The sequence below is a fragment of the Variovorax sp. J22G73 genome (genome assembly GCF_030317035.1).
Classification (GTDB): domain Bacteria; phylum Pseudomonadota; class Gammaproteobacteria; order Burkholderiales; family Burkholderiaceae_C; genus Variovorax.
Window position 1 is genome coordinate 16092 of the sequence record NZ_JASZYK010000011.1, and the last position, 23514, is coordinate 39605.

Annotated in this window: 31 protein-coding genes and 1 tRNA gene; 9 read left to right on the plus strand and 23 right to left on the minus strand. The window is 65.0% G+C overall.

Annotation, left to right across the window (positions count from 1 at the left end; all coding sequences use genetic code 11):
- Positions 1 to 11 precede the first annotated feature (11 nt).
- Positions 12 to 1283 (minus strand): class I SAM-dependent methyltransferase, encoded by a 1272-nt coding sequence (locus QTI51_RS29555; RefSeq protein ID WP_116910496.1) that lies wholly within the window; start codon positions 1281 to 1283, stop codon positions 12 to 14.
- A gap of 130 nt (positions 1284 to 1413) precedes the next feature.
- On the opposite strand from QTI51_RS29555, the gene QTI51_RS29560 reads away from it, so the two are divergent.
- From QTI51_RS29560 to QTI51_RS29585, 6 genes are read left to right on the plus strand one after another with little or no spacing between them, the layout of a single operon-like run.
- On the plus strand, positions 1414 to 3795 hold the full coding sequence (locus QTI51_RS29560; RefSeq protein ID WP_116910271.1) for a bifunctional salicylyl-CoA 5-hydroxylase/oxidoreductase: 2382 nt from the start codon (positions 1414 to 1416) through the stop codon (positions 3793 to 3795).
- A 1-nt stretch (position 3796) separates the two neighbouring features.
- Positions 3797 to 4276, plus strand: coding sequence for a MarR family winged helix-turn-helix transcriptional regulator (locus tag QTI51_RS29565; RefSeq protein WP_116910272.1), 480 nt, complete (start codon positions 3797 to 3799; stop codon positions 4274 to 4276).
- Positions 4273 to 5127 carry an enoyl-CoA hydratase family protein gene (locus QTI51_RS29570; protein WP_116910273.1) on the plus strand — a complete coding sequence of 285 codons (855 nt, stop codon included), beginning with the start codon at positions 4273 to 4275 and terminating at the stop codon, positions 5125 to 5127. Before QTI51_RS29565 ends, QTI51_RS29570 begins: the two co-directional genes overlap by 4 nt.
- Before the next feature lie 4 nt (positions 5128 to 5131).
- Positions 5132 to 6325, plus strand: coding sequence for an acyl-CoA dehydrogenase family protein (locus tag QTI51_RS29575; RefSeq protein WP_116910274.1), 1194 nt, complete (start codon positions 5132 to 5134; stop codon positions 6323 to 6325).
- A gap of 5 nt (positions 6326 to 6330) precedes the next feature.
- Entirely contained in the window at positions 6331 to 7953 is a 1623-nt protein-coding gene (locus QTI51_RS29580) for an AMP-binding protein (protein WP_116910275.1), read from the plus strand.
- On the plus strand, positions 7950 to 8348 hold the full coding sequence (locus tag QTI51_RS29585) for a RidA family protein (RefSeq protein ID WP_116910276.1): 399 nt from the start codon (positions 7950 to 7952) through the stop codon (positions 8346 to 8348). Before QTI51_RS29580 ends, QTI51_RS29585 begins: the two co-directional genes overlap by 4 nt.
- Positions 8349 to 8415: 67 nt before the next feature.
- On the opposite strand, the gene QTI51_RS29590 is transcribed toward QTI51_RS29585, so the two are convergent.
- A complete protein-coding gene (locus tag QTI51_RS29590; protein WP_116910277.1) occupies positions 8416 to 9390 on the minus strand; it encodes a GlxA family transcriptional regulator in 975 nt (324 codons plus the stop codon).
- A gap of 115 nt (positions 9391 to 9505) precedes the next feature.
- Here QTI51_RS29590 and QTI51_RS29595 point away from each other — a divergent pair, with 115 nt between their 5' ends.
- Positions 9506 to 10156 carry an HD domain-containing protein gene (locus QTI51_RS29595; RefSeq protein ID WP_116910278.1) on the plus strand — a complete coding sequence of 217 codons (651 nt, stop codon included), beginning with the start codon at positions 9506 to 9508 and terminating at the stop codon, positions 10154 to 10156.
- A gap of 103 nt (positions 10157 to 10259) precedes the next feature.
- Here QTI51_RS29595 and QTI51_RS29600 read toward each other — a convergent pair.
- The 18 genes from QTI51_RS29600 to rplN all read right to left on the minus strand — a co-directional run bounded on the left by QTI51_RS29600 (position 10260) and on the right by rplN (position 19182).
- Positions 10260 to 10336 (minus strand) — tRNA-Met (locus tag QTI51_RS29600).
- 18 nt (positions 10337 to 10354) lie between these two features.
- Entirely contained in the window at positions 10355 to 10753 is a 399-nt protein-coding gene (rplQ, locus tag QTI51_RS29605; protein ID WP_116910279.1) for a 50S ribosomal protein L17, read from the minus strand.
- 95 nt (positions 10754 to 10848) lie between these two features.
- Positions 10849 to 11838, minus strand: a complete 990-nt coding sequence (locus QTI51_RS29610; RefSeq protein ID WP_009124827.1) for a DNA-directed RNA polymerase subunit alpha — start codon at positions 11836 to 11838, stop codon at positions 10849 to 10851.
- 142 nt (positions 11839 to 11980) lie between these two features.
- Complete coding sequence (gene rpsD / locus QTI51_RS29615; protein WP_009124826.1) at positions 11981 to 12604, minus strand: 30S ribosomal protein S4; 624 nt, start codon at positions 12602 to 12604, stop codon at positions 11981 to 11983.
- Positions 12605 to 12734: 130 nt separating this feature from the next.
- A complete protein-coding gene (gene rpsK, locus QTI51_RS29620; protein ID WP_009124825.1) occupies positions 12735 to 13139 on the minus strand; it encodes a 30S ribosomal protein S11 in 405 nt (134 codons plus the stop codon).
- A 12-nt stretch (positions 13140 to 13151) separates the two neighbouring features.
- A complete protein-coding gene (rpsM, locus tag QTI51_RS29625) occupies positions 13152 to 13517 on the minus strand; it encodes a 30S ribosomal protein S13 (RefSeq protein WP_013544105.1) in 366 nt (121 codons plus the stop codon).
- Between the two features lie 23 nt (positions 13518 to 13540).
- The gene (gene rpmJ / locus QTI51_RS29630; protein ID WP_013544106.1) at positions 13541 to 13654 is read right to left on the minus strand and encodes a 50S ribosomal protein L36; all 114 of its coding nucleotides are present in this window, start codon (positions 13652 to 13654) and stop codon (positions 13541 to 13543) included.
- 64 nt (positions 13655 to 13718) lie between these two features.
- Positions 13719 to 15032 carry a preprotein translocase subunit SecY gene (secY, locus tag QTI51_RS29635; RefSeq protein ID WP_116910280.1) on the minus strand — a complete coding sequence of 438 codons (1314 nt, stop codon included), beginning with the start codon at positions 15030 to 15032 and terminating at the stop codon, positions 13719 to 13721.
- Positions 15033 to 15059: 27 nt separating this feature from the next.
- Positions 15060 to 15491 (minus strand): 50S ribosomal protein L15, encoded by a 432-nt coding sequence (rplO, locus tag QTI51_RS29640; RefSeq protein WP_101491466.1) that lies wholly within the window; start codon positions 15489 to 15491, stop codon positions 15060 to 15062.
- An 11-nt stretch (positions 15492 to 15502) separates the two neighbouring features.
- A complete protein-coding gene (gene rpmD / locus QTI51_RS29645; RefSeq protein ID WP_009124818.1) occupies positions 15503 to 15688 on the minus strand; it encodes a 50S ribosomal protein L30 in 186 nt (61 codons plus the stop codon).
- Between the two features lie 24 nt (positions 15689 to 15712).
- Complete coding sequence (gene rpsE / locus QTI51_RS29650; RefSeq protein WP_013544109.1) at positions 15713 to 16231, minus strand: 30S ribosomal protein S5; 519 nt, start codon at positions 16229 to 16231, stop codon at positions 15713 to 15715.
- A gap of 18 nt (positions 16232 to 16249) precedes the next feature.
- On the minus strand, positions 16250 to 16615 hold the full coding sequence (gene rplR, locus QTI51_RS29655) for a 50S ribosomal protein L18 (RefSeq protein WP_042672913.1): 366 nt from the start codon (positions 16613 to 16615) through the stop codon (positions 16250 to 16252).
- Between the two features lie 14 nt (positions 16616 to 16629).
- Positions 16630 to 17163, minus strand: coding sequence for a 50S ribosomal protein L6 (rplF, locus tag QTI51_RS29660; RefSeq protein WP_116910281.1), 534 nt, complete (start codon positions 17161 to 17163; stop codon positions 16630 to 16632).
- 24 nt (positions 17164 to 17187) lie between these two features.
- The gene (rpsH, locus tag QTI51_RS29665; RefSeq protein ID WP_056516708.1) at positions 17188 to 17583 is read right to left on the minus strand and encodes a 30S ribosomal protein S8; all 396 of its coding nucleotides are present in this window, start codon (positions 17581 to 17583) and stop codon (positions 17188 to 17190) included.
- Positions 17584 to 17603: 20 nt separating this feature from the next.
- Positions 17604 to 17909, minus strand: coding sequence for a 30S ribosomal protein S14 (rpsN, locus tag QTI51_RS29670; protein WP_116910282.1), 306 nt, complete (start codon positions 17907 to 17909; stop codon positions 17604 to 17606).
- Between the two features lie 8 nt (positions 17910 to 17917).
- On the minus strand, positions 17918 to 18457 hold the full coding sequence (rplE, locus tag QTI51_RS29675; RefSeq protein ID WP_013544114.1) for a 50S ribosomal protein L5: 540 nt from the start codon (positions 18455 to 18457) through the stop codon (positions 17918 to 17920).
- Positions 18458 to 18468: 11 nt separating this feature from the next.
- Positions 18469 to 18801, minus strand: coding sequence for a 50S ribosomal protein L24 (gene rplX / locus QTI51_RS29680; protein ID WP_116910283.1), 333 nt, complete (start codon positions 18799 to 18801; stop codon positions 18469 to 18471).
- Between the two features lie 12 nt (positions 18802 to 18813).
- The gene (rplN, locus tag QTI51_RS29685; RefSeq protein WP_009124801.1) at positions 18814 to 19182 is read right to left on the minus strand and encodes a 50S ribosomal protein L14; all 369 of its coding nucleotides are present in this window, start codon (positions 19180 to 19182) and stop codon (positions 18814 to 18816) included.
- Between the two features lie 242 nt (positions 19183 to 19424).
- On the opposite strand from rplN, the gene QTI51_RS29690 reads away from it, so the two are divergent.
- Both QTI51_RS29690 and proC read left to right on the plus strand, forming a co-directional pair.
- The gene (locus tag QTI51_RS29690) at positions 19425 to 20582 is read left to right on the plus strand and encodes an esterase-like activity of phytase family protein (RefSeq protein WP_116910284.1); all 1158 of its coding nucleotides are present in this window, start codon (positions 19425 to 19427) and stop codon (positions 20580 to 20582) included.
- The gene (gene proC / locus QTI51_RS29695) at positions 20579 to 21445 is read left to right on the plus strand and encodes a pyrroline-5-carboxylate reductase (protein ID WP_116910285.1); all 867 of its coding nucleotides are present in this window, start codon (positions 20579 to 20581) and stop codon (positions 21443 to 21445) included. Before QTI51_RS29690 ends, proC begins: the two co-directional genes overlap by 4 nt.
- 30 nt (positions 21446 to 21475) lie before the next feature.
- Here the strand turns inward: proC and QTI51_RS29700 are convergent, their stop codons facing one another.
- The 3 genes from QTI51_RS29700 to QTI51_RS29710 all read right to left on the minus strand — a co-directional run bounded on the left by QTI51_RS29700 (position 21476) and on the right by QTI51_RS29710 (position 23485).
- Complete coding sequence (locus tag QTI51_RS29700) at positions 21476 to 21946, minus strand: MaoC/PaaZ C-terminal domain-containing protein (protein ID WP_116910286.1); 471 nt, start codon at positions 21944 to 21946, stop codon at positions 21476 to 21478.
- Between the two features lie 10 nt (positions 21947 to 21956).
- Complete coding sequence (gene ubiA / locus QTI51_RS29705; protein WP_116910287.1) at positions 21957 to 22817, minus strand: 4-hydroxybenzoate octaprenyltransferase; 861 nt, start codon at positions 22815 to 22817, stop codon at positions 21957 to 21959.
- A gap of 92 nt (positions 22818 to 22909) precedes the next feature.
- Complete coding sequence (locus QTI51_RS29710) at positions 22910 to 23485, minus strand: Dps family protein (protein WP_116910288.1); 576 nt, start codon at positions 23483 to 23485, stop codon at positions 22910 to 22912.
- Positions 23486 to 23514 lie beyond the last annotated feature (29 nt).

A 23514-nucleotide genomic window follows, 5' to 3' on the forward strand; every position in this document is an offset into this window, starting at 1 on the left:
GTGTTTTTCACTCACTTGTAGATGTAGTCACGGGCAAAAGGGTACTCCGATTGCGCGCCCCGCAAGACGCCTGCGCGCCCTACGTTGCCGTCAGGCTTTGTCGACAACATCTGGTGCAAGGAGATCCATCCCTGCTCGAAACTCATGGCCGATCCGGCCAGGTACAGGCGGTAGGCGCGCAGCACGCGCTCGGCGTTCTCGCCCTGGCGCCCGCCGCTGCGCTGCAGCACTTCCAGCGCCGCGCCCAGCTGCGCCTCCAGCGCGTCCGACCAGGCCCACAGCGTGCGCGCGTAGTGCGGGCGCAGGCTTTCGGTGTCGACCATCTCCAGCCCCGCGGCGGCGGTTTCGCGCAGCACGTGCGTCACGTGCAGCAGCTCGCCGCCCGGAAAGATGTACTTCTCGATGAAGTCGCCCATGCCGGCGCCCAGCTGCCGGTAGTTGAGCTCGCCCGAGGTGATGCCGTGGTTGAGCACCAGCCCGCCCGGCTTGAGCAGCTTGTGGATCTTGCGGAAGTAGGTCGGCATGTTGGCCGCGCCCACGTGCTCGAACATGCCCACGGAGGAGATCTTGTCGAAGGGCTGGGCGTCGGGCAGCTCGCGGTAGTCGCGCAGCTCCACGCGCACGCGGCCCTGCAGGCCCTTTTCCTCGATGAGCCGCTGCACGTGCGCGTGCTGGTTCTTCGACAGCGTGATGCCGGTGGCGTCCACGCCGTAGTGCTCGGCCGCCCACAGCAGCAGGCCGCCCCAGCCGGAGCCGATGTCCAGGTACCGCTCGCCGGGTTTGAGCATCAGCTTGCGGCAGATGTGGTCGAGCTTGGCTTCCTGCGCCTGGGCCAGCGTGAGCTCGGGGGTGCGGAAGTAGGCGCATGAATACACGCGGCGCGGGTCGAGCCACAGCGCGTAGAAGTCGTCGGACACGTCGTAGTGGAACTCGATCTGCGCGGCGTCCTTGCGCAGCGAATGCGAGCCGCGCGACTTGGCGCGATGCTGCAGGCGGCTCCACCAGCTGGTGTCGGTCTCGGCCGGGTTGCCCGGCAGCAAACCCACGGTGGCGTCGATCAGGTCGCGCATGGCGCCTTCGATCTGCACCTTGCCCTCGACGTAGGCCTCCCCGATGGCCCCGACCTGCCGGGCCGCCAGCTTGGCGAGCACCGTCCACTCCTTGAAGGCCAGCGTGACGCGGGCCCCCGCCTGGGCAACACGCCGGCCATCCGGCAGTTCCAGCGCGATGGGGACAGGCAGCGAAGCCAGCTGCGACTCGATCTTCGGTATCAAGTTTTGCATGGGGCCCATGGTATTGATTTTTCACAGTTCGTGCATGGGTTGCCCTGCCGACGCGGGGTACCGCCCCCTTGCCGGCCCCCGTTACCAATCCTCATTGACAGCAGATTGTTTATGCCTAAACTATTCAACCATGAACAGCCTCAGCACGGTCAAACCCGCCCCCGCCTCGGACCTCCAACGCATCCTGTGCATCGGCGGCGGGCCGGCAGGCCTGTACTTCGCCCTGTTGATGAAGGCGCGCAACCCGGCGCTGCAGATCACGGTGGTCGAGCGCAACCGCCCCTTCGACACCTTCGGCTGGGGCGTGGTGCTGAGCGACCAGACGCTGGGCAACCTGCGCGCCGCCGACGGCCCCACCGCCGCGCTCATCGGCAACGAGTTCCATCACTGGGACGACATCCAGGTGTTCTTCAAGGGCGGCCAGGTGCGCTCGGGCGGCCACGGCTTCTGCGGCATCGGCCGCAAGCGGCTGCTGAACATCCTGCAGGAGCGTTGCCTCGAGCTGGGCGTGGACCTGGTCTTCGAGACCGACGCCACCGACGACCAGGCCATTGCCGCCAGGTACAACGCCGACCTGGTCATTGCCAGCGACGGCCTGAACAGCCGCATCCGCCAGCGCTACGCCGAGGTGTTCAAGCCCGACGTCGACCTGCGCGAATGCCGCTTCGTGTGGCTGGGCACGCACCAGACCTTCGATGCCTTCACCTTCGCCTTCGAACAGACCGAGCACGGCTGGTTCCAGGCGCACGCCTACCAGTTCGACGACCAGACCTCGACCTTCATCGTGGAGACGCCCGAGGCCGTGTGGAAGGCCCACGGGCTCGACCAGATGGAGCAGCCCGAGGCCATCGCCTTCTGCGAGAAGCTGTTCTCCAAGTACCTGGGCGGCCACTCGCTCATCAGCAACGCCACGCACCTGCGCGGCTCGGCCAACTGGATTCGTTTTCCGCGCGTGGTGTGCGAGCGCTGGACGCACCGCATCGATGTGGAAGGCCGCTCGGTGCCCGTGGTGCTGATGGGCGACGCCGCGCACACGGCGCACTTCTCCATCGGCTCGGGCACCAAGCTGGCGCTGGAAGACGCGATCGACCTGGCCAATGAATTCGAGCAGGGCGGCACGCTCGACCATGTGCTCGAAGGCTACGAGGCGCGCCGCAGCGTCGAGGTGCTGAAGATCCAGAACGCCGCGCGCAACTCCACCGAGTGGTTCGAGAACGTGCCGCGCTACACGGGCATGCAGATCGAGCAGTTCGCTTACTCGCTGCTCACGCGCTCGCAGCGCATCAGCCACGAGAACCTGCGCGTGCGCGACACGCAATGGCTCGGCGGCTACGAACAGTGGCTGGCCGGCGGCAAGGCGATGCCGCCCATGCTCATGCCCTACAAGGTGCGCGGGCTCACGCTCAAGAACCGCATCCTGGTGTCGCCGATGGCCACCTACAGCGCGGTCGACGGCGTGCCGCAAGACTTCCTGCTGGTGCACCTGGGCGCGCGCGCGCTCGGCGGCGCCGCGATGGTGTTCGTCGAAATGACGAGCCCGACGCCCGAAGGCCGCATCACCCCGGCCTGCACCGGCCTGTACAACGACGCGCAGCAAGCGGCCTTCAAGCGCATCGTCGATTTCGTACACACGCAGTCCAGCGCCAGGATCGCCATGCAGCTCGGCCACAGCGGCCCCAAGGGTTCCACCCGCGTGGGCTGGGAAGGCACCGACGAGCCGCTGGAAGACGGCAACTGGCCGCTGCTGGGCGCCAGCGCCGTGCCCTACGGCGAACAGAACCAGTTGCCCGCGGCCATCACGCGCGCCGAGATGGACACGCTGCGCGAGCAGTTCGTGGACGCCACCCGCCGCACCCTGGAGGCAGGCTTCGACTGGCTCGAGCTGCATTGCGCGCACGGCTACCTGCTGTCGGCCTTCATCAGCCCGCTGACCAACCTGCGCACCGACGAATACGGCGGCGACATCGAGGCGCGCTGCCGCTACCCGCTCGAAGTGTTCCGCGCCATGCGCGCCGCGTGGCCGGAAGACAAACCGATGAGCGTACGCATCTCCGCGCACGACTGGGCCCCCGGCGGCAACACCGACGCCGACGCGACCGTGGTCGCGCGCCTGTTCAAGGAGGCCGGCGCCGACTTCATCGACGTGTCGTCGGGCCAGACCACGCGCGCGGCCAAGCCGGTGTACGGCCGCATGTACCAGACGCCGTTCTCCGACCGCATCCGCAACGAGGTCGGCATCGCGACCATTGCCGTGGGCGCCATCACCGACGCCGACCAGGCCAACAGCATCATCGCGGCCGGCCGCGCCGACCTGTGCGCCATCGCGCGCCCGCACCTGGCCGACCCGGCATGGACGCTGCACGAAGCGGCCAAGCTGCAGAGCCGTTATGTGGACTGGCCCAAGCAGTACCTGAGCGGGCGCGACCAGATGTACCGCGAGATCGCCAAGCAACAGCAGATCGCCGCGGCCACCGCATCGGCCGCCGCAGCCAACAGCGAGGAGACGCATTGACATGGACCTCGAAGCGCGCGCGCACAGCGAACACCCCGAAGCTTTGCGGCTCTGGCTGCGGCTGCTCACCTGCACCCAGCTGATCGAGAAGCAGGTGCGCAACGAACTGCGCTCGCAGTTCACCACCACGCTGCCGCGCTTCGACCTGATGTCGCAACTCGAGCGCTCGCCCGACGGCCTGAAGATGAACGAGCTCTCGCGCCGCATGATGGTCACGGGCGGCAACGTCACCGGCATCACCGACCAGCTGGTGACCGAAGGGCTGGTGGAGCGCATCAACGTCGAGGGCGACCGGCGCGCCTGGCGCGTGCGCCTCACGCCGCGCGGACGCAAGCTCTTCAACGACATGGCGCAACAGCACGAAGACTGGATCGTCGGGGCCTTCTCGGGCCTCAGCACCAAGGAGATCGCGCAGCTGCACAAGCTGCTCGGCAAGGTCAAGCAACACTCACACAACCAATCGATGGCGGAGACCGAATGAAGCACTACATCGGCGCAGGCAATCCCATGCGCGCGCAATTCGAAGCGAAGGCAGCCTACAAGGCCGAGCACTTCGCATGGAGCTACGACAACGGCATCGGCACCATCACGCTGAACCGGCCCGAGCGCAAGAACCCGCTCACCTTCGACTCGTACGCCGAGCTGCGCGACCTGTTCCGCGCGCTGAACTACGCGACCGACGTGAAGGTGATCGTGGTCACCGGCGCGGGCGGCAACTTCTGCTCGGGCGGCGACGTGCACGAAATCATCGGCCCGCTCACCGGCATGCGCATGCCCGAGCTGCTGGAGTTCACGCGCATGACGGGCGACCTGGTGAAGGCCATTCGCGCCTGCCCGCAGCCCATCGTTGGCGCCATCGACGGCGTGTGCGCCGGTGCCGGCGCAATGATCGCGCTGGCCTGCGACCTGCGCTACGGCTCGCCCGCCACGCGCACCGCGTTCCTGTTCACGCGCGTGGGCCTTGCCGGTGCGGACATGGGCGCGTGCGCCCTGCTGCCGCGCGTGATCGGCCAGGGGCGTGCGTCGGAGCTGCTGTTCACCGGCCGCGCCATGACCGCGCAAGAAGGCCATGCCTGGGGCTTCTTCAACGCGCTGCATGAAAGCGATGCGCTGCTCGAGGCCGCCACCAAGGTCGCGCGCGACCTGGCCGAAGGCCCGACCTTCGCGCACGGCATGACCAAGACCATGCTCGCGCAGGAATGGTCGATGACCATCGACCAGGCCATCGAATCCGAAGCGCAGGCGCAAGCCATCTGCATGCAGACCGAAGACTTCAAGCGTGCGTACGAAGCCTTCGCGGCCAAGCGCAAGCCGGTGTTCGGTGGGGACTGACGCGATGATGACGAAGATCCCCGCACCGCCTTCAACGGCGCATCTCGCGCTGCCGTTCTTCGACGAGGCCCATCGCTCGCTCGCGCGTGACCTGCTGCCCTGGTGCGCGGCGCAAGAGATCGACGAGCACGACGACCGTGCGGCCTGCCGCGAATGGGTGCGCCGCCTTGGTGACGGCGGCTGGCTGCGCTATGCCGTGCCCGGCAGCGCAGGTGGCGCGCTGGAGCGCCTCGATTCACGCGCGCTCGTGCTGCTGCGCGAAACGCTCGGCTACCACTCGCCACTGGCCGACTTCGCCTTTGCCATGCAGGGGCTGGGCAGCGGCGCGATCACGCTCGCTGGCACGCCCGAGCAGCAATCGCGGTACCTCACGGCCGTCGGCAGGGGCGAGAAGATCGCGGCCTTCGCACTGAGCGAGCCCGACGCAGGTTCCGACGTCGCTGCGATGGCCATGCGCGCCGAAGCCACCGCCGACGGCTGGCTGCTGAACGGCGAGAAGACCTGGATCAGCAACGGCGGCATCGCCGACTTCTATTGCGTGTTCGCGAAGACCGATCCGACCGGCGGCACGCGCGGCATCACCGTCTTCATCGTCGATGCGACGACGCCGGGCCTGGACACCTCGCAACACATCGACGTGATGGCGCCGCATCCGCTGGCCACGCTGCGCTTCGAGAACTGCGTGGTGCCGCGCACCGCGCAGCTCGGCGAGCTCAACGGCGGCTTCAAGCTGGCGATGCGCACGCTCGACATCTTTCGCGCGTCGGTTGCGGCAGCGGCACTGGGCATGGGCCGCCGGGCACTGGCAGAGGCCATCTCGCATGCGAAGAACCGCCGCATGTTCGGCCAGACCCTTGCCGACTTCCAGCTCACGCAGGCCAAGCTCGGCGAGATGGCCGCGCTGATCGACAGCGCCGCACTGCTCACCTACCGCGCGGCATGGATGCGCGACGACGCCGAGCAGCGCGGCGCGCCCGCCGTGGGCGATGTGTCTGCCGCCGCGGCCATGGCCAAGATGTGCGCCACCGAGAACGCGAGCCGCGTGATCGACATGGCGCTGCAGATGCACGGCGGCCTGGGCGTGAAGGTTGGCACGAAGATTGAAAGCCTCTACCGCGACATCCGTTCGCTGCGCATCTACGAAGGCGCGACGGAAGTCCAACAACTGATCATTGGCAAATCCGTTCTGCGGGGATAAATACCGTGTCTGCCCAAGTCGACCGCTTCGTTCACGACCGCCTGCCGCCTGCCGCGCAGCTGCCCGTCTTTCGCTATGAGCTGCCCGAGCTGCAGCTGCCCGACCAGCTGAACCTGGTCGAGGAGCTGCTCGACAAGGCCGCGGCGAAGGGCTTCGGCGACAAGCCGATGCTGCGTTCGCCGCAAGGCACGCTGACGTACGCGCAAGCGGCCGTCGAGGTCAACCGCATCGCGCAGGTGCTGACGGAAGACCTCGGGCTGGTGCCGGGCAACCGCGTGCTGCTGCGCGGCGGCAACTCGGTGGCGATGGCGCTGTCGTGGCTCGCGGTGGTGAAGGCCGGGCTCATCGCCGTGGCGACGATGCCGCTGCTGCGTGCGAAGGAGCTGGGCGAGATCATCGAAAAGTCGCGGCCCGTGGCTGCGCTGTGCGATGGCCGCCTGCTCGAAGAACTCGTCATCGCGCAGCGCGAGCACCCGGTGCTTGCCACGATGGTGGCGTTCAACAAGCCCGATGCGCCCGACTCGCTCTCCGCGCGCGCGGCGACCAAGAGCGGCGTGTTCACGGCCTGCCCCACCGCGTCGGACGACATCGCGCTGCTGGCGTTCACCTCGGGCACCACGGGCAAGCCCAAGGCACCTGTGACCACGCACCGCGACGTGCTCGCAATGTGCGAGACCTGGCCGCGCCATGTGCTGCGCGCACGCAGCGACGACATCGTGATCGGCTCGCCGCCGCTGGCCTTCACCTTCGGCCTGGGTGGCTTGCTGGTGTTTCCGATGTGGGCCGGTGCTTCTATCTACTTTGCCGATGCGCCGTTCACGCCCGAAGGGCTGGTGAAGCTCATCAACGAGGTGGGCGCGACCATCTGCTACACCGCGCCCACGTTCTATCGCCAGATGGCGCCGTTCGTGAAGCAGCATGGCATGCCGAGCCTGCGCATCAGCGTGAGCGCGGGCGAGGCCTTGCCCGACGCCACGCGCCAGCTGTGGAAGGAGGCCGCTGGCATCGAGATGCTCGACGGCATCGGCGGCACCGAGGTGTTCCACATCTACATTTCCGCGGCGGGCGCCGAAGTGCGCCGCGGCGCGGTCGGCAAGGCCGTGCCCGGCTTCACCGCGAAGGTGGTGGACAACGAAGGCAACGAGGTGCCGCGCGGCACCGTCGGCAAGCTGGCGTTGCAAGGCCCGGTGGGCTGCCGCTACCTCGACGACGCACGCCAGGCAGACTATGTGAAGAACGGCTGGAACTACCCCGGCGACTCGTTCGTGCAGGACGACGACGGCTACTTCTTCTACCAGGCGCGCGCCGACGACATGATCATCACCGCCGGCTACAACGTCGGCGGACCGGAGGTCGAAGACGCGCTGCTCAAGCACCCGGCGGTGGCCGAGTGCGGCGTCATCGGCAAGCCCGACGCCGACCGCGGCATGATCGTGAAGGCCTTCTGCGTGCTCAAGGCCGGCCACGAGGGCGATGCAGCCCTCGTGAAGGCGCTGCAGGACCACGTGAAGGCCACCATCGCGCCTTTCAAATACCCGCGCGAGATCGAGTTCGTGCCGGTGCTGCCGCGCACCGAGACCGGCAAGCTGCAGCGATTCAAACTGAGACAACTGAACACCACACCATGATCCACAAACTTCTTCAGCCCGAGGGCTGGTTGCCTCCCAAGGGCTATGCGAACGGCGTCGCCGCACGCGGCACCACGCTGTTCGTCGGCGGCCAGATCGGCTGGAACGCGCAGCAGCAGTTCGAGTCGGACGACTTCATCGACCAGTGCGGCCTGGCGCTGCGCAACATCGCCGAGGTGCTGCGCGCGGGCGGTGCGGGCCCCGAGCACATGGTGCGCATGACCTGGTACGTGACCGACCGCGATGAATACACCCGCCGCCTGGCCGAGCTCGGCCCGGTCTACCGCGATGCGATGGGCCGCAACTTTCCGGCCATGACCTGCGTGCAGGTGGCGGCGTTGGTGGAGCACCGCGCGAAGGTCGAGATCGAGGTGACGGCGGTCGTTCCGGACTGATCGGTCGGCCGGTCAGCTGGTTGGTCGATTGATGGATTGATGCTGTCGTGGCACCGCCGGTCGCCGCTCAGGCGATGGCGTGCGCAAAGCGCTTGCGGTATTCCGCCGGCGTGATGCCGACCTGGCGCTGGAACGCGCGGCGCAGCGTGTCGGCATCGGCAAAGCCGCACAGGGAGGCCACCTGCTTGGGTGCGGCGTCCCCAGCCTCCAGCAGGCGGCGCGCGGCGGCCACGCGAATGTCTTCCACCCATGCCGCGGGTGTGACCCCCACCTCCTGCCTGAAGAGCCGCGCGAAGTGCCGCTCGCTGAGGCCCATGCGCGCCGCGAGGCTCGCGACGCCGTGGTCCGTCGCGGGGTTGGCCGCGACCCAGCGTTGAACCTCCTGCAGCGCGGAGCGGCCGGCCGGTGCCGCCTCGCCCTTGCGGCTGAACTGCATCTGCCCGCCCGGGCGCTTGAAGAACATCACGAGTTGCGCGGCGACCTTCATCGCGATCTCTCGGCCCAGGTCTTCTTCCACCAGTGCGAGCGCGAGGTCCAGGCCTGCGGTCACGCCCGCGGCGGTGCGCAGGCGGCCGTCGCGCACGTGGATGGCGTCCGCATCGACGGTGACGGAAGGAAAATCTTGCGCGAGTTGCTCCGCCACGGCCCAGTGCGTGGTCACGCGGCGGCCGTCGAGCAAGCCGGCTTGCGCAAGCACGAAGGCGCCACTGCAGACCGAGCCGAAGCGGCGCACCTTGGGCGCGCGCCGGCGCAGCCATTCGCTCACGCCGAGGTCGCACACGGTGCTGGCCGCATGCGGCGTGCCGGCAACGAGCAGCGTGTGGATGGGCTCGTCGAACTCGTCGCCGATCACCTCGTCGGGCATCAGGCGCACACCCGATGAACTCTGGATCGCACCACGACGGCTCGCGATGACTTTCAGCCGATAGGCCTGTGCATGGGCTTGCACGTTGGCTTCGGCGAACACGTCGAGCGGGCCCGACACGTCCAGCAGCTGGACACCGGGCATGGCGAGGATGGCGATGGTCTTGGTGCTACGCATGGTGCGTGTGTGTGTCTTCTTCGGCCCGGCAATGTCTGGATTCGCCGTGCTGCTGCGGTTCAGGACACTCTACCCGACTCCTAAAGTGGAGCTCACACTTACAGGAGAAATCCACATGGCTTCGACGACGACCGATATCGAGGGGGTTCGCATCCCCGACAGCAAGCTCGCGAGCGAGATCACTGAGCTGGTTCGGGACACCGCGCCACCGCTGCTCTTTCACCACTCGAGCCGGGTCTACTACTTCGGCGCGCTCGCGGGCAAGCGCCGCGGCTTCACCTTCGACCCCGAGCTGCTCTACGCCGGCGCAATGTTCCACGACATGGGCTTGGTGAAGCAGCACAGCAGCGCGAACGAGCGCTTCGAGGTCGACGGTGCGAACGTGGCACGCGATTTTTTGCGCGGCCATGGAATCTCGCAGCAGGACATCGACCTCGTGTGGGCGGCTATCGCGCTGCACACCACGCCCGGGATTCCGCAACACATGCACCCGGTGGTGGCGCTGGTGACTGCCGGCGTCGAGATGGACGTACTGGGGCTGACCTACAAGGACTACAGCGAGCAGGAGCGCACGCGGGTCGTGCATGCGCATCCGCGCAGCGAGCACTTCAAGGAAGACATCATCCAGGCCTTCTACGACGGGATTCGCCACAAGCCCGAGACCACTTTTGGCAACGTCAAGGCAGACGTGATCGCGGACAAGGAGCCGCACTTTCACCGGGGCAACTTCTGCAGCGTGATTCGCTGCTCGGCCTGGCACGGTTAAGAGCAGTTTTCAGAAACAGAAAAGCCCTCTTTGCGAGGGCTTTTTCAATTCATTAACCGCCCAAAGAAAAAAGGCCCTTTGAAATTCAAAGGGCCTTTTAAATTGGTTGCGCGAGCAAGATTTGAACTTGCGACCTTTGGGTTATGAGCCCAACGAGCTACCAGGCTGCTCCATCGCGCGGCAAGTATAAATTATAGCTTATTCAGCAGCGTTTTGCTCGGCTGCGTCATCTTTAATTTCAGCACGGTCCACGAGTTCGACGAGCGCCATCGGAGCGTTGTCGCCCACGCGGAAACCCATCTTCAGGATGCGGGTGTAGCCGCCCGGACGCGCAGCAAAACGCGGGCCGAGTTCGCCGAAGAGCTTGACCACGCTGTCGCGGCTGCGCAGGCGGTCGAATGCCAGGCGCTTGTTGGCCAGCGTGGGCTTCTTGGCGAGCGTGATCATCGGTTCGATGACGCGGCGCAGTTCCTTGGCCTTGGGGACCGTGGTCTTGATGACTTCGTGCTCGATGAGCGAATTCATCATGTTTTGCAGCATCGCAAGGCGGTGCGAGCTGGTGCGGTTGAGTTTGCGGAGTCCGTGACCGTGACGCATGGTGCTTTTCCTTTACTTTATAAAAACAGGCAGCCGTAATCAGGTACTGCCCGGTGCACTGGCCCTTTTCAGGGGGCCGATTTCAAAAATTCAAATCAACGCTTGTCGAGGCCGGCCGGCGGCCAGCTTTCGAGCTTCATGCCCAGCGTCAGGCCGCGCGAAGCAAGGACTTCCTTGATTTCGTTGAGCGACTTGCGACCCAGGTTAGGCGTCTTGAGCAGTTCGTTCTCGGTGCGCTGGATCAGGTCACCGATGTAGTAGATGTTTTCGGCCTTCAGGCAGTTGGCCGAACGCACCGTCAGTTCGAGTTCGTCGACAGGGCGCAGCAGGATCGGATCGAATTGCTGTGCGCTGCGCGGTGCGGGTGCATCGAATGCAGCGAGTTCGCCGCCTTCGAGCTGCGCAAACACGGCGAGCTGTTCGACCAGGATTTTAGCCGATGCGCGCACCGCGTCTTCGGCGGTGATCGCACCGTTGGTCTCGATCTCGACCAGCAGCTTGTCCAGGTCGGTACGCTGTTCGACACGGGCACTTTCGACGGTGTAGCTCACGCGCTTCACAGGCGAGAACGACGCGTCGAGAACGATACGGCCAATCGACTTGGTCGGCTCGTCCGCGTAGCGGCGCATCGTGCCGGGCACGTAGCCGCGACCCTTTTCAACCTTGATCTGCATGTCGAGCTTGCCGCCTTGCGACAGGTGCGCGATCACGTGGTCGGGGTTGATGATCTCGACGTCGTGCGGGGTCTGGATGTCCGATGCCAGGACCGGGCCTTCGCCGTCCTTGCGCAGGCTCAGCGTGACTTCGTCGCGGTTGTGGAGCTTGAACACCACGCCCTTGAGGTTCAGAAGGATGTTGACGACATCTTCCTGCACGCCGTCGATCGACGAGTACTCATGCAGAACGCCAGCGATCGTGACTTCGGTGGCCGAGTAGCCCACCATGGACGACAGCAGAACGCGACGCAGCGCGTTGCCGAGCGTGTGGCCGTAGCCGCGCTCGAAAGGTTCGAGCGTGACCTTGGCCTTGTTGGCGGCAAGTTGCTCGACCTGAATGGTCTTGGGTTTCAGCAGGGTGGTTTGCATGCAGACTTCCTCTCAATACCCCCGGCTCGTTACACCGGTAAGGCTGGTGAAGCACCTGATCCGCAGCAGAGTGCGGAGCAGGAACGTGAACAACAATAACAATCTTCCGCACGCGCCGAAGGGCGGGTGCGGGTAGAAAAAATCAACGCGAATACAGTTCGACGATCAGCGATTCGTTGATGTCAGCTGCGAATTCGTCGCGATCGGGCACCTTCTTGAACGTGCCTTCAGCCTTGTCGGCGTTCACATCGACCCATGCCGGGATACCGACTTGCTGGGCGAGTTGAAGCGCTTCAACAATGCGGTTCTGCTTCTTCGACTTGTCGCGCACGGCAATCACGTCACCGGTCTTGACCAGGTACGACGGGATGTTGACCGACTGACCGTTCACCGTGATCGCCTTGTGCGACACGAGCTGGCGCGCTTCGGCGCGGGTCGAGCCGAAGCCCATGCGGTAGACGACGTTGTCCAGGCGCGATTCGAGAATGAACAGCAGGTTGGCGCCGGTGTTGCCACGGCGACGGTCTGCTTCTTCGAAGTAGCGGCGGAATTGCTTTTCCAGCACGCCGTACATGCGCTTGACCTTCTGCTTTTCACGCAGTTGCAGGCCGTAGTCGGAAGTGCGCTGACCCGAGGTGCGACCGTGCTGGCCGGGCTTGGAGTCGAACTTGGCCTTGTCTTGAATGGAGCGGCGGGCGCTCTTCAGGAACAGGTCGGTGCCTTCACGGCGGGAAAGTTTGGCCTTGGGGCCGAGGTAACGTGCCACGATTCTTCCTTTGTGTATCTGCCGCAGTTGCCTGCGGGAGCCACTTGCGAGACGCGAGTGGCGGTGGGCTTAGATAAAAAACAAATGCGCAGCCGCTATTCAAAGCCGGCTGCGCCTTGCGGACTGACGATCAGATGCGGCGACGCTTCTGGGGACGGCAGCCGTTGTGCGGAACGGGCGTCACGTCGGCAATGGAATTGATCCGGATGCCGAGCGCAGCCAGTGCGCGCACCGACGATTCGCGACCGGGGCCGGGGCCCTTGATCTCGACGTCGAGGTTCTTGATGCCTTGTTCGACAGCAGCACGGCCGGCCACTTCCGAAGCGACCTGCGCAGCGAACGGGGTCGACTTGCGCGAGCCCTTGAAGCCCTGGCCACCCGACGAAGCCCACGACAGGGCGTTGCCCTGGCGATCGGTGATCGTGATGATGGTGTTGTTGAACGAGGCATGCACGTGGGCGATACCGTCCGCAACGTTCTTGCGAACCTTCTTGCGAACGCGCTGTGCGGCGTTGTTTGCAGGTGCTTTAGCCATGCTGGTCTATCCTTATTTCTTCAGGGACTGCGCAGCCTTGCGCGGACCCTTGCGGGTGCGGGCATTGGTGCGCGTGCGCTGGCCGCGCATCGGCAGGCCGCGACGGTGACGGAAGCCGCGATAGCAACCGATGTCCATCAAACGCTTGATGTTCATCGTCGTTTCGCGACGCAGATCGCCTTCGATGGTGAACAGAGCGATCTGGTCGCGGATCTTTTCGAGATCGGCGTCGGTCAGATCCTTGATCTTCTTCGAATATTCGATGCCGCTCGCTTCGCAGATTTGACGGGCGCGGGTGCGACCGATACCGAAAATGGCGGTCAGGCCGATTTCAGCGTGCTTGTGCGGCGGGATGTTGATGCCAGCAATACGTGCCATGTGCGTCCTCTAATACTCTTCAATCAACCCTGGCGCTGCTTGTGGCGCGGGTCGGTGCAAATCACACGCACCACACCTTTACGGCGGATGACCTTGCAATTACGGCAGATGGTTTTGACCGAAGCCGAAACTCTCATTTCATTCTCCTAAAACTGTTTAACGTGGCGGTCTACCGCCCGGACTCAATACTGAAACACAGCCCTACGATGTCTTGAAGTTAGCCTTCTTCAGCAGCGATTCGTACTGCTGGGACATCATGTAGTTTTGCACCTGGGCCATGAAGTCCATCGTGACGACCACGATGATCAGCAGGGAGGTACCACCGAAGTAGAACGGCACGTTGTACTTCAGGATCAGGAACTCTGGCAGCAGGCAGACGAAGGTGATGTACACCGCGCCGGCCAATGTCAGGCGAACCAGAATCTTGTCGATATAGCGAGCGGTCTGGTCACCCGGGCGAATGCCAGGAATGAATGCACCACTCTTCTTCAGGTTGTCGGCCGTTTCCTTGCTGTTGAACACGAGTGCCGTGTAGAAGAAGCAGAAGAAAACGATCGCAGCGGCATACAGCAGCACATAGATCGGCTCACCCGGACGCAGCGCGCCAGCGATATCCTTGATCCAGCGGAAACCACCGTCACCCGTGCTGAACCAGCCAACCACCGTTGCGGGCAGCAGGATGATCGACGAAGCGAAGATCGGCGGGATCACGCCAGCCATGTTCAGCTTCAGCGGCAGGTGCGACGACTGGCCGCCGTAGACCTTGTTGCCCACCTGACGCCGCGCATAGTTCACGAGGATCTTGCGCTGGCCGCGTTCCACGAACACCACAAAGTAGGTGACCAGCACCACGACCGCGATGATGAAGAGCGCAATGATGGGGTTCATCGCACCGGTCGTCACCAGCGAAGCCAGGCCGCCGATGGCGTTGGGCAGACCGGCCGCGATACCTGCAAAGATCAGGATCGAGATGCCGTTGCCCAGGCCGCGTTCGGTGATCTGCTCGCCGAGCCACATCAGGAACATCGAACCGGCCGTCAAGCTCACCATGGCGGTCAGGCGGAAGCCGAAACCGGGTGCGATGACCAGGCCAGCCGACGACTCGAGCGCCACTGCAATGCTGAACGACTGGAACAGCGCCAGACCGAGCGCGCCGTAGCGCGTGTACTGCGTGATCTTGCGGCGACCAGCCTCGCCTTCCTTCTTCAATTGCTCGAAGGTCGGAAGCACGTAGGTCATCAACTGCATGATGATCGACGCCGAGATGTACGGCATGATCCCCAACGCGAACACGGTGAAGCGCGACAGCGCCCCGCCCGAGAACATGTTGAACAGGCTCAGAATGCCGCCCTGCTGGCCCTGGAACAACGCTGCCAGCTGGTCCGGGTTGATACCCGGCACAGGAATGTGCGCGCCGACCCGGTAGACCACGAGCGCGAGCAGCAAAAACACGAGCCGACGACGGAGGTCGCCGAACTTGCCTGTCTTTGCGATCGTTGCCGCGTTAGTTGCCACGAAGAACTTCTTTCAGTCCGAGGGTGATCAGGCGAAGCTGCCGCCGGCTGCTTCGATAGCAGCCTTGGCGCCAGCCGTTGCGCCCACGCCCGTCAGCTTGACGGCCTTGGTGAGCTCACCGGTCTTGATGATCTTGACGACCTTGGCAAGCTGGCCCACGAGGCCCGCTTGCTTCAGCGCCAGGACGTCCACTTCGGCCAGGCCGAGCTGCTCGAGAGCAGTCAGCGTGACTTCGGCGTTGAACTTCAGCAGATGCGACTTGAAGCCACGCTTCGGAAGGCGACGCTGCAGAGGCATTTGACCGCCTTCGAAGCCCACCTTGTGGAAACCGCCTGCGCGCGACTTCTGACCCTTGTGACCGCGACCTGCGGTCTTGCCGATGCCAGAGCCGATACCACGGCCAACGCGACGCTTGGCGTGCTTGGCGCCGGCTGCCGGCTTGATGCCATTGAGTTCCATATCAGTCTCTCTTACAGAACTTTGACCAGATAACTGATCTTGTTGATCATGCCGCGCACCGCCGGGGTGTCTTGCAGCTCGCTCACGCTGTTGAGCTTGCGCAGGCCGAGGCCACGCACGGTCGCGCGATGCGATTCCTTGGTGCCAATCGGGCTCTTGACCAATTGCACCTTGAGGGTTTGTTGTTGCGTCGTCATTTGAATGCTTCTTTCGGCTTGCGCTTAAGCGAAGATTTCTTCGACGGTCAGACCACGCTTGGCAGCCACCGCGGACGCGGTCGTCGAGTTCTTCAACCCGTCGAGCGTGGCGCGAACCATGTTGTAGGGGTTCGACGAACCATGGCTCTTGGCGACGATGTCGGTGATGCCCATGACTTCGAACACAGCGCGCATCGGGCCGCCGGCGATGATGCCGGTACCCTTCGGTGCGGGGATCATGACGACCGAAGCGGCGCCGTGATGACCCGTCACGCGGTGATGCAGCGTGCCGTTCTTGATCGATATCTTGGCCAGGTTGCGACGGGCTTCTTCCATTGCCTTCTGCACGGCAGCAGGCACTTCCTTCGACTTGCCCTTGCCCATGCCGACGCGACCTTCGCCGTCACCCACCACGGTGAGTGCTGCGAAACCGAGGATACGACCACCCTTCACCACCTTGGTGACGCGGTTGATCGCGATCATCTTCTCGCGCAAACCGTCTTCAGGGCCTTCGTTCTGCGTTCTTGCTTGAATCTTTGCCATTTTGAATCTCGTGTCCGGTTAGAACTGCAGACCGGCTTCGCGGGCGGCCTCGGCCAGCGCCTTGACGCGGCCGTGGTAAGCGAAACCAGCGCGGTCGAAAGCGACCTTCTCGACGCCGGCTGCCTTCGCCTTTTCAGCGATGCGCTTGCCGACGGCGGTGGCTGCGGCGGCATTGCCGCCCTTGCCGGAACCGCCGAGCGAGGTACGCACTTCGGCTTCTGCCGTCGATGCGGTTGCAATCACCTTGGTGCCGTCGTCGGAGATGACGGTAGCGTAGATGTGCAGGTTGGTGCGGTTCACCGTGAGACGGGCCACGCCCTGCGTCGCGATGCGAATGCGGGTCTGGCGCGAGCGGCGAAGACGCTGTGCTTTTTTGGTCAACATCATTTTGCTGCCCCTTACTTCTTCTTGGTCTCTTTGATCACGATCTTCTCGTCCGAATAACGGATGCCCTTGCCCTTGTAAGGCTCAGGCGGACGAACAGCGCGGATCTCAGCGGCGATTTGACCAACGCGCTGACGGTCAGCACCCTTGATCACGATTTCGGTCGGGGTCGCGGTGGCCACCGTGATGCCTTGGGGCATCTCGATGTTGACCGGGTGCGAGTAACCGACTTGCAGGTTCAACTTGTTGTTGGAGGCTGCAGCCTTGTAGCCGACGCCGACCAGGTTCAGCTTCTTCTCGAAGCCCTTGGTCACGCCAACCACCATGTTGTTCACCAGCTGACGGATCGTGCCGCTCATCGCATTCGCTTCACGCGAATCGTTGGCGGGCTCGAAGTTCAGCTTGCCGTCATTGCTGACGACGTTGACCAGTGCATTGCGGTGCAGGACGAGCGAACCGCCCGTGCCCTTCACGCTGATCTGGTCTTCCTTGATCGACACATCCACGCCTGCGGGGATGGTGATCGGCATTTTTCCTACTCGGGACATTTCAGTAACTCCTCGATGTCTCGGTTAGGCGACGTAGCACAGAACTTCGCCGCCGACACCGGTGGCGCGAGCCTTGCGGTCGGTCATCACGCCTTGGGGGGTCGTGACGATCGCAACGCCGAGGCCGTTCTGGACTTGCGGGATGGCTGCGCTGGCCTTGTAGACGCGCAGGCCGGGGCGGCTCACGCGTTCGATACGTTCGATGACCGGGCGGCCAGCGTAGTACTTCAGCGTGATGACGAGTTCGGACTTGCCGGCATCGGTCTTCACTTCGAAGCCGTCGATGTAGCCTTCGTCCTTCAGGACTTGTGCAATCGCGGCCTTCACCTTGGAGGACGGGATCGACACAGTGGGCTTCGCCACCATCTGCGCGTTACGGATACGCGTCAGCAGGTCGGCAATGGGATCACTCATGCTCATGTTGTTTGCTCCTGCCTGGCTTACCAGCTGGCCTTGGTGACACCGGGGATGTCGCCAGCGAAAGCCAGTTCACGGATCTTGGCGCGAGCCAGACCGAATTGACGGAAGGTGCCACGCGGGCGACCGGTGATTTCGCAGCGGTTGCGTTGACGCGTCGGATTTGCGTTGCGCGGCAGCTTCTGCAGCGCCAGGCGTGCAGCAGCGCGCTCTTCTTCGCTCTTCTTCAGGTCGTTGGAAGCAGCCTTCAGTTCAGCGTGCTTCACGGCGAACTTGGCAACCAGCTTGTCGCGCTTGAGTTCGCGCTGGATCAGAGATTGTTTGGCCATGGTTCGCCTCAGTTCTTGAACGGGAAACGGAAACCAGCGAGAAGCGCCTTGGCTTCTTCGTCGGTCTTGGCCGTCGTCGTGATGCTGATATTGAGACCGCGCAGGGCATCGACCTTGTCGTATTCGATCTCAGGGAAAATGATCTGTTCCTTGACGCCGATGTTGTAGTTGCCACGGCCGTCGAACGCACGGCCGGAGATGCCGCGGAAGTCGCGAACACGCGGCAGCGCGATGGTCACGAAACGGTCCAGGAACTCATACATCTGCACGCCACGCAGCGTGACCATGCAGCCGATGGGCTGGTTTTCGCGGATCTTGAAACCGGCGATAGCCTTCTTCGACTTGGTGACTACGGGCTTTTGGCCGGCGATCTTGGTCAGGTCGGCGACAGCGTTGTCGAGAACCTTCTTGTCGGCGACTGCTTCACCCACACCCATGTTCAGGGTGATCTTGGTGAGGCGAGGGACCTGCATCGGCGACTTGTAGCCGAACTTTTCCGTCAGGTCTTTCGCGATCTTTTCGCGATAGTGTTGTTGGAGACGTGCCATGTGAGTACCTCTTAGGCGAACTTGATTTCGTCGCCGCTGGACTTGAAGACGCGAACAGCCACGCGCTTGCCGTCAGCACCCTGGGTGATCTTGATGCCCACGCGATCGGCCTTGCCGGTCGCGGCATTGAAGATCGCCACGTTGGATTGGTGAATGGGCATGGACTTCTCGACGATGCCACCGGTCGTACCCTTGAGGGGGTTCGGCTTGGTGTGCTTCTTGACGAGGTTCAGGCCGTCGATGACGATGTGCGAATCGTCCTTGCGAAGCGAGACGGTGCCGCGCTTGCCCTTGTCACGACCGGCCAACACGATGACCTGGTCGCCTTTGCGAATCTTGTTCATGGCGTTGTGTCCTTAGAGAACTTCGGGTGCCAGCGACACGATCTTCATGAACTTCTCGGTGCGCAGTTCGCGCGTGACCGGTCCGAAGATGCGGGTGCCGATGGGCTCCAGCTTGGCGTTGAGCAACACTGCGGCGTTGCCGTCGAACTTGACGAGCGAGCCGTCAGCGCGGCGGATGCCCTTGGCGGTGCGAACCACCACTGCGCTGTAGATCTCGCCCTTCTTGACGCGACCACGCGGAGCGGCTTCCTTGATGCTCACCTTGATGACGTCGCCCACGCTGGCATAACGCCGCTTGGAGCCACCGAGCACCTTGATACACAGGACGGATTTCGCGCCTGTGTTGTCGGCCACTTCGAGCCGGGATTCAGTTTGGATCATTTCTTGATATTCCCAACTTGTACCGATGTGCCTCCAGGAGGGAGACACCGCGGTCAGTCTTGGTCCCGTCGTCCACGCCCCGAACCACTCGGGGCGCTTCCGCTTTGGGCTGAAAGCTTCGCCTTTTGGAAGCGAAGCCCGCGATTGTGGCACGCACTTATGGCGATGTCAACAACCCCATTACACCATTTCCCGCTGGCACTAGACTTCGGGGCGTGCACTCGCCCGAGAAACCCCCTCTGATGCCCCTCCTGTCGCCCCAGCGCCGCCGCCTGCTGGCGGGCGCCGCCAGCCTGCTGGCGCTGGGCCTGGCCGCCTGCAGGAGCGCCACGCCGAAACCCGACACCGGCCGGCTGCGGCTGATCGCGGAAAGCCGTTGGTCTCACCGCCTCCATATAGAAGGCACCACCGCAGGCGGCCTGTCGGGCATCGACTACGACCCGATCCGAGGTGAGTACCTGCTCATCAGCGACGACCGGTCAGATCTTGATCCGGTGCGCTACTACATCGCCCGCTGGCCGCGCCCGGAGGCCACCCAGCCCGAACCGATCGGCGTGGTACAGCTGCAACGCCCCGGCGGCGGCCCCTGGCCGAACCGGCGCCACGCGGTCGACGGCCTGCCCGTGCCCGACCCCGAGGCCTTGCGGCTGCGCCCCGCGACGAACACCCTGCTCTGGACCAGCGAGGGCGACGTGGACCGCGGCTTCGGTCCCGCGCTGTACGAATCGACCCGCGACGGCCGCTTTCTGCGCGAATTCCCGATGCCGGCGATGTTCCGGCCCGATCCGGCGCAGCGCCGCGGCCCGCGCGACAACCTGACCTTCGAGGGCGTCACCCTCACGCCCGACGGCCGTTTCGCCTGGCTGGGCATGGAAAACGCGCTGATGCAGGACGGCCCCGAGCCCACCGTCGGCGCGCCCGGTGGCCCCTGCCGCTTCACCCGCATCGACCTGCAGACCGGCCAGCCCGACCGCCAGATCGCCTACGTGCCCGACGCCATTCCGCTGCGCCCGCTGGTGCCCGGCACCTATGCCGACAACGGCGTGAGCGAGATCCTCATGCTCGACGCCGACCGCATGCTGGTGCTGGAGCGCGCCTACGCCACCGGCAAGGGCAATTCGCTGCGCCTGTACGAAATCGACACCCGCGCCGCCAGCGACGTGCTCGCCGTCGATGCGCTGGCGCCCGGCAACCACCGCCCCGCGACCAAGACCCTGGTGGCCGACTTCGCCACGCTGGGCCTGTCCCGCCTCGACAACACCGAAGGCATGTGCTGGGGGCCGCCGCTGCCCGACGGCAAGCGCCTGCTGGTGGTCGTGAGCGACGACAATTTCAACCCGCTTCAGGTGACCCAGTTCGTCGCCTTCGAATACACAGACAGCACCGACCGCCAACCATGACCATCGCCGTCACCTTCCTCCCCCGCACCGGCCCCGCGCCCCTCCCCCCGCTGCCGCCCGTTGCCTTCATCGGCGGCGGCAACATGGCCAGCGCCATCATCGGCGGCCTGGTGCAGCAAGGCACGCCGGCGGAGTCCTTCGAGGTGGTCGAGCCCTTCGAGGAAGCCCGCGCGAAGCTGGCGCATTCGTTCGGCATCACGGCGCAGGCCGAGGCCGGTCCGGCGCTGTCGCGCTGCGGCGTGGTGGTGTGGGCGGTCAAGCCCCAGACCTTCGCGGACGCCGCCCGTCCCGTGCGCGAATTTGCCCAGGACGCCCTGCACCTGAGCGTGGCCGCGGGCATTCCTTCAGACAGCATCGCCCGCTGGCTGGGCACCGAGCGCGTGGTGCGCGCCATGCCCAACACGCCGGCCCTGGTGGGCAAGGGCATGACCGGCCTGTACGCGCGCCCCGGCGTGGAAAGCACCGACCGCGCGACTGTCGGCCAGCTGCTGGCGCCGACCGGCGAGCTGATCTGGGTCGATGCCGAGCCTGCGCTGGACGCCGTCACCGCCATGTCGGGCTCGGGCCCGGCCTATGTCTTCTATTTCATCGAGGCCATGACCGAGGCCGGCGTCGAGATGGGCCTCACGCCGGAGCAGGCGCAGCAGCTGGCCATCGGCACCTTCACCGGCGCCTCGGCGCTGGCGCACAGCGCCACCGAGCCCCCGTCGGTGCTGCGCGAGCGAGTCACCTCCAAGGGCGGCACCACTTACGCGGCCATCACATCGCTGCAGCAGGCCGACGTGAAGGCGCAGTTCAAGACCGCGATCCGCGCCGCGCAGAAGCGCGCCGCCGAGCTGGGCGAGGAATTCGGCCGCGGTTGATCGGCGGGCCCGGCCGTCAGCCGACCGGCTTCAGGCCGGCGGCAACGCACCCGGCCCGAGCAGGAAGAGCCATTCGGCGGCCAGCGTGACGGTGCCGTCCTCCAGCTCGAGGCGCACTTCTTCCTTCAGCAGAAAGCTGTCGTCGGCCTTGGGCGTGGCGTCCATGATGCGCACCCGTGCCCGAAAGCGCGCGCCCACCGGCATGGGCCGCACGAAGCGCAGGCGGTCGAAACCGTAGTTCAGCGCGTGGTTCGAATCGAAGGGCAGCAGCGTGCGCATCGCCTCGCCGGTCAGGCGGATCAGGTGCGAGACCTGGAAAAAGCCCTGCACGATGGTGCCGCCGTAGCCCGCTTCGCGCGCGGCGCGCTCGGGGTCCAGGTGGATCCACTCGCCTTCGCCGTCGCCCGACAGGTCCGAATAGCGCTGCACCATCTCCTGCGTGATGCGGTGCCACCCGGAGAAGCCCTCCTCGCCGACCTTCTGCTGAAGCCGTTCCAGCATCGCCGACGCCTCAGCGCACCACGTAGCCGGCGACGATGCCGGCGAACACGGTGAAGCCCAGCCAGTGGTTCAGCCGGAAGGCCTTGAAACAGCCCTCGCGCGTGCGCTCGCGAATCAGCCGCCAATGCCACGCGGCCTGCGCCGTCGCCAGGGCGATGCCCGCGTAGAACAGCAGGCCCAGCCCGTGCGCGACGCCGGCCCAGCCCCAGATCGCCAGGAAGATCGCGTAGCTCGTCATCACCGCCGCCACGTCGAGGCGCCCGAAGGTGATGGCCGAGGTCTTCATGCCGATCTTCAGGTCGTCGTCGCGGTCGACCATCGCGTACTCGGTGTCGTAGGCCAGCACCCAGAACAAATTGCCCGCCAGCAGCCACGCCACCAGCACCGGCACCGTCGACTGCACCGCCGTGAAGGCCATCGGAATGCCGAAGCTGAAGGCAATGCCCAGCACCGCCTGCGGAATCGACACGAAGCGCTTGGCGAAGGGATAGATCAGCGTGATGGCCAGTGCCGCGAAAGACCACAGCACCGTCAGCCGGTTGGTGGTCAGCACCAGGGCGAAGGCCACCAGCGCCAGCACCGCGCCGAGCCCCAGCGCCTCCTTGACGGAGATGGCGCCGCTGGTGACGGGCCGCTGCGCGGTGCGCTTCACGTGGCGGTCGAAGTCGCGGTCGGCCACGTCGTTGATGCAACAGCCCGCGCTGCGCATGAGGAAGGTGCCCAGCGTGAACACCACCACCAGGTGCCAGCCGGGCCAGCCGCCGGCCGCGAACCACAGCGCGCCCAGCGTGGGCCACAGCAGCAGCAGCCAACCGGCGGGCCGGTTCCAGCGGATCAGGTCGAGGTACAGCGCGAAACGGCGGGCGAGCATTGCGGTGGCTACTGAAGGCGGGCGCGGGATTGCGGGGGGCAAAAAAAGAGCGGCTATTGTGCCGCTCGTGTCAGGGATGCAAGGCGCTCGGCTCAGTCTTCGAGCAGCGAACGCAGCATCCACGCCGTCTGGTCGTGCACCGTGCAGCGCGCGGTGAGCATGTCGGCCGTGGGGTCGTCGCCGGCTTCCTCGGCCACCGGAATGAATTCGCGCGCAATGCGCGACACCGTCTCGTGACCCTTCACCAGGATGCGCACCATTTCCATCGCCTTGGGCGGGGTCTGCGGCACGTCGGGCACGGTGGCGATCTTGCTGAACTCGGCGTACGAGCCCGGCGCGTAGTGGCCCAGGGCGCGAATGCGCTCGGCCAGCACGTCGGTGGCGCCCCACAGCTCGGTGTACTGGCCCATGAACATCGCGTGCAGCGAGTTGAAGTGCGGGCCCGTCACGTTCCAGTGGAAGTTGTGCGTGGTGAGGTACAGCGTGTAGGTGTCGGCCAGCACGCGGCTCAGGCCTTCGGCGATGGCGGCGCGGTCCTGGCGCTCGATGCCGATGTTGATGATCGGCGCGTTGCGGCTGCCGGACTCCTGCGCGACCACCGCGCCGCCCTTCTTGGGCACCTTGCCGGCGGAGGAAGCAGGCGACGATTTCTTCGGGGCTTTGGCCATGGCGAGAGCTCTTTCTTCAAGTTGGAGGG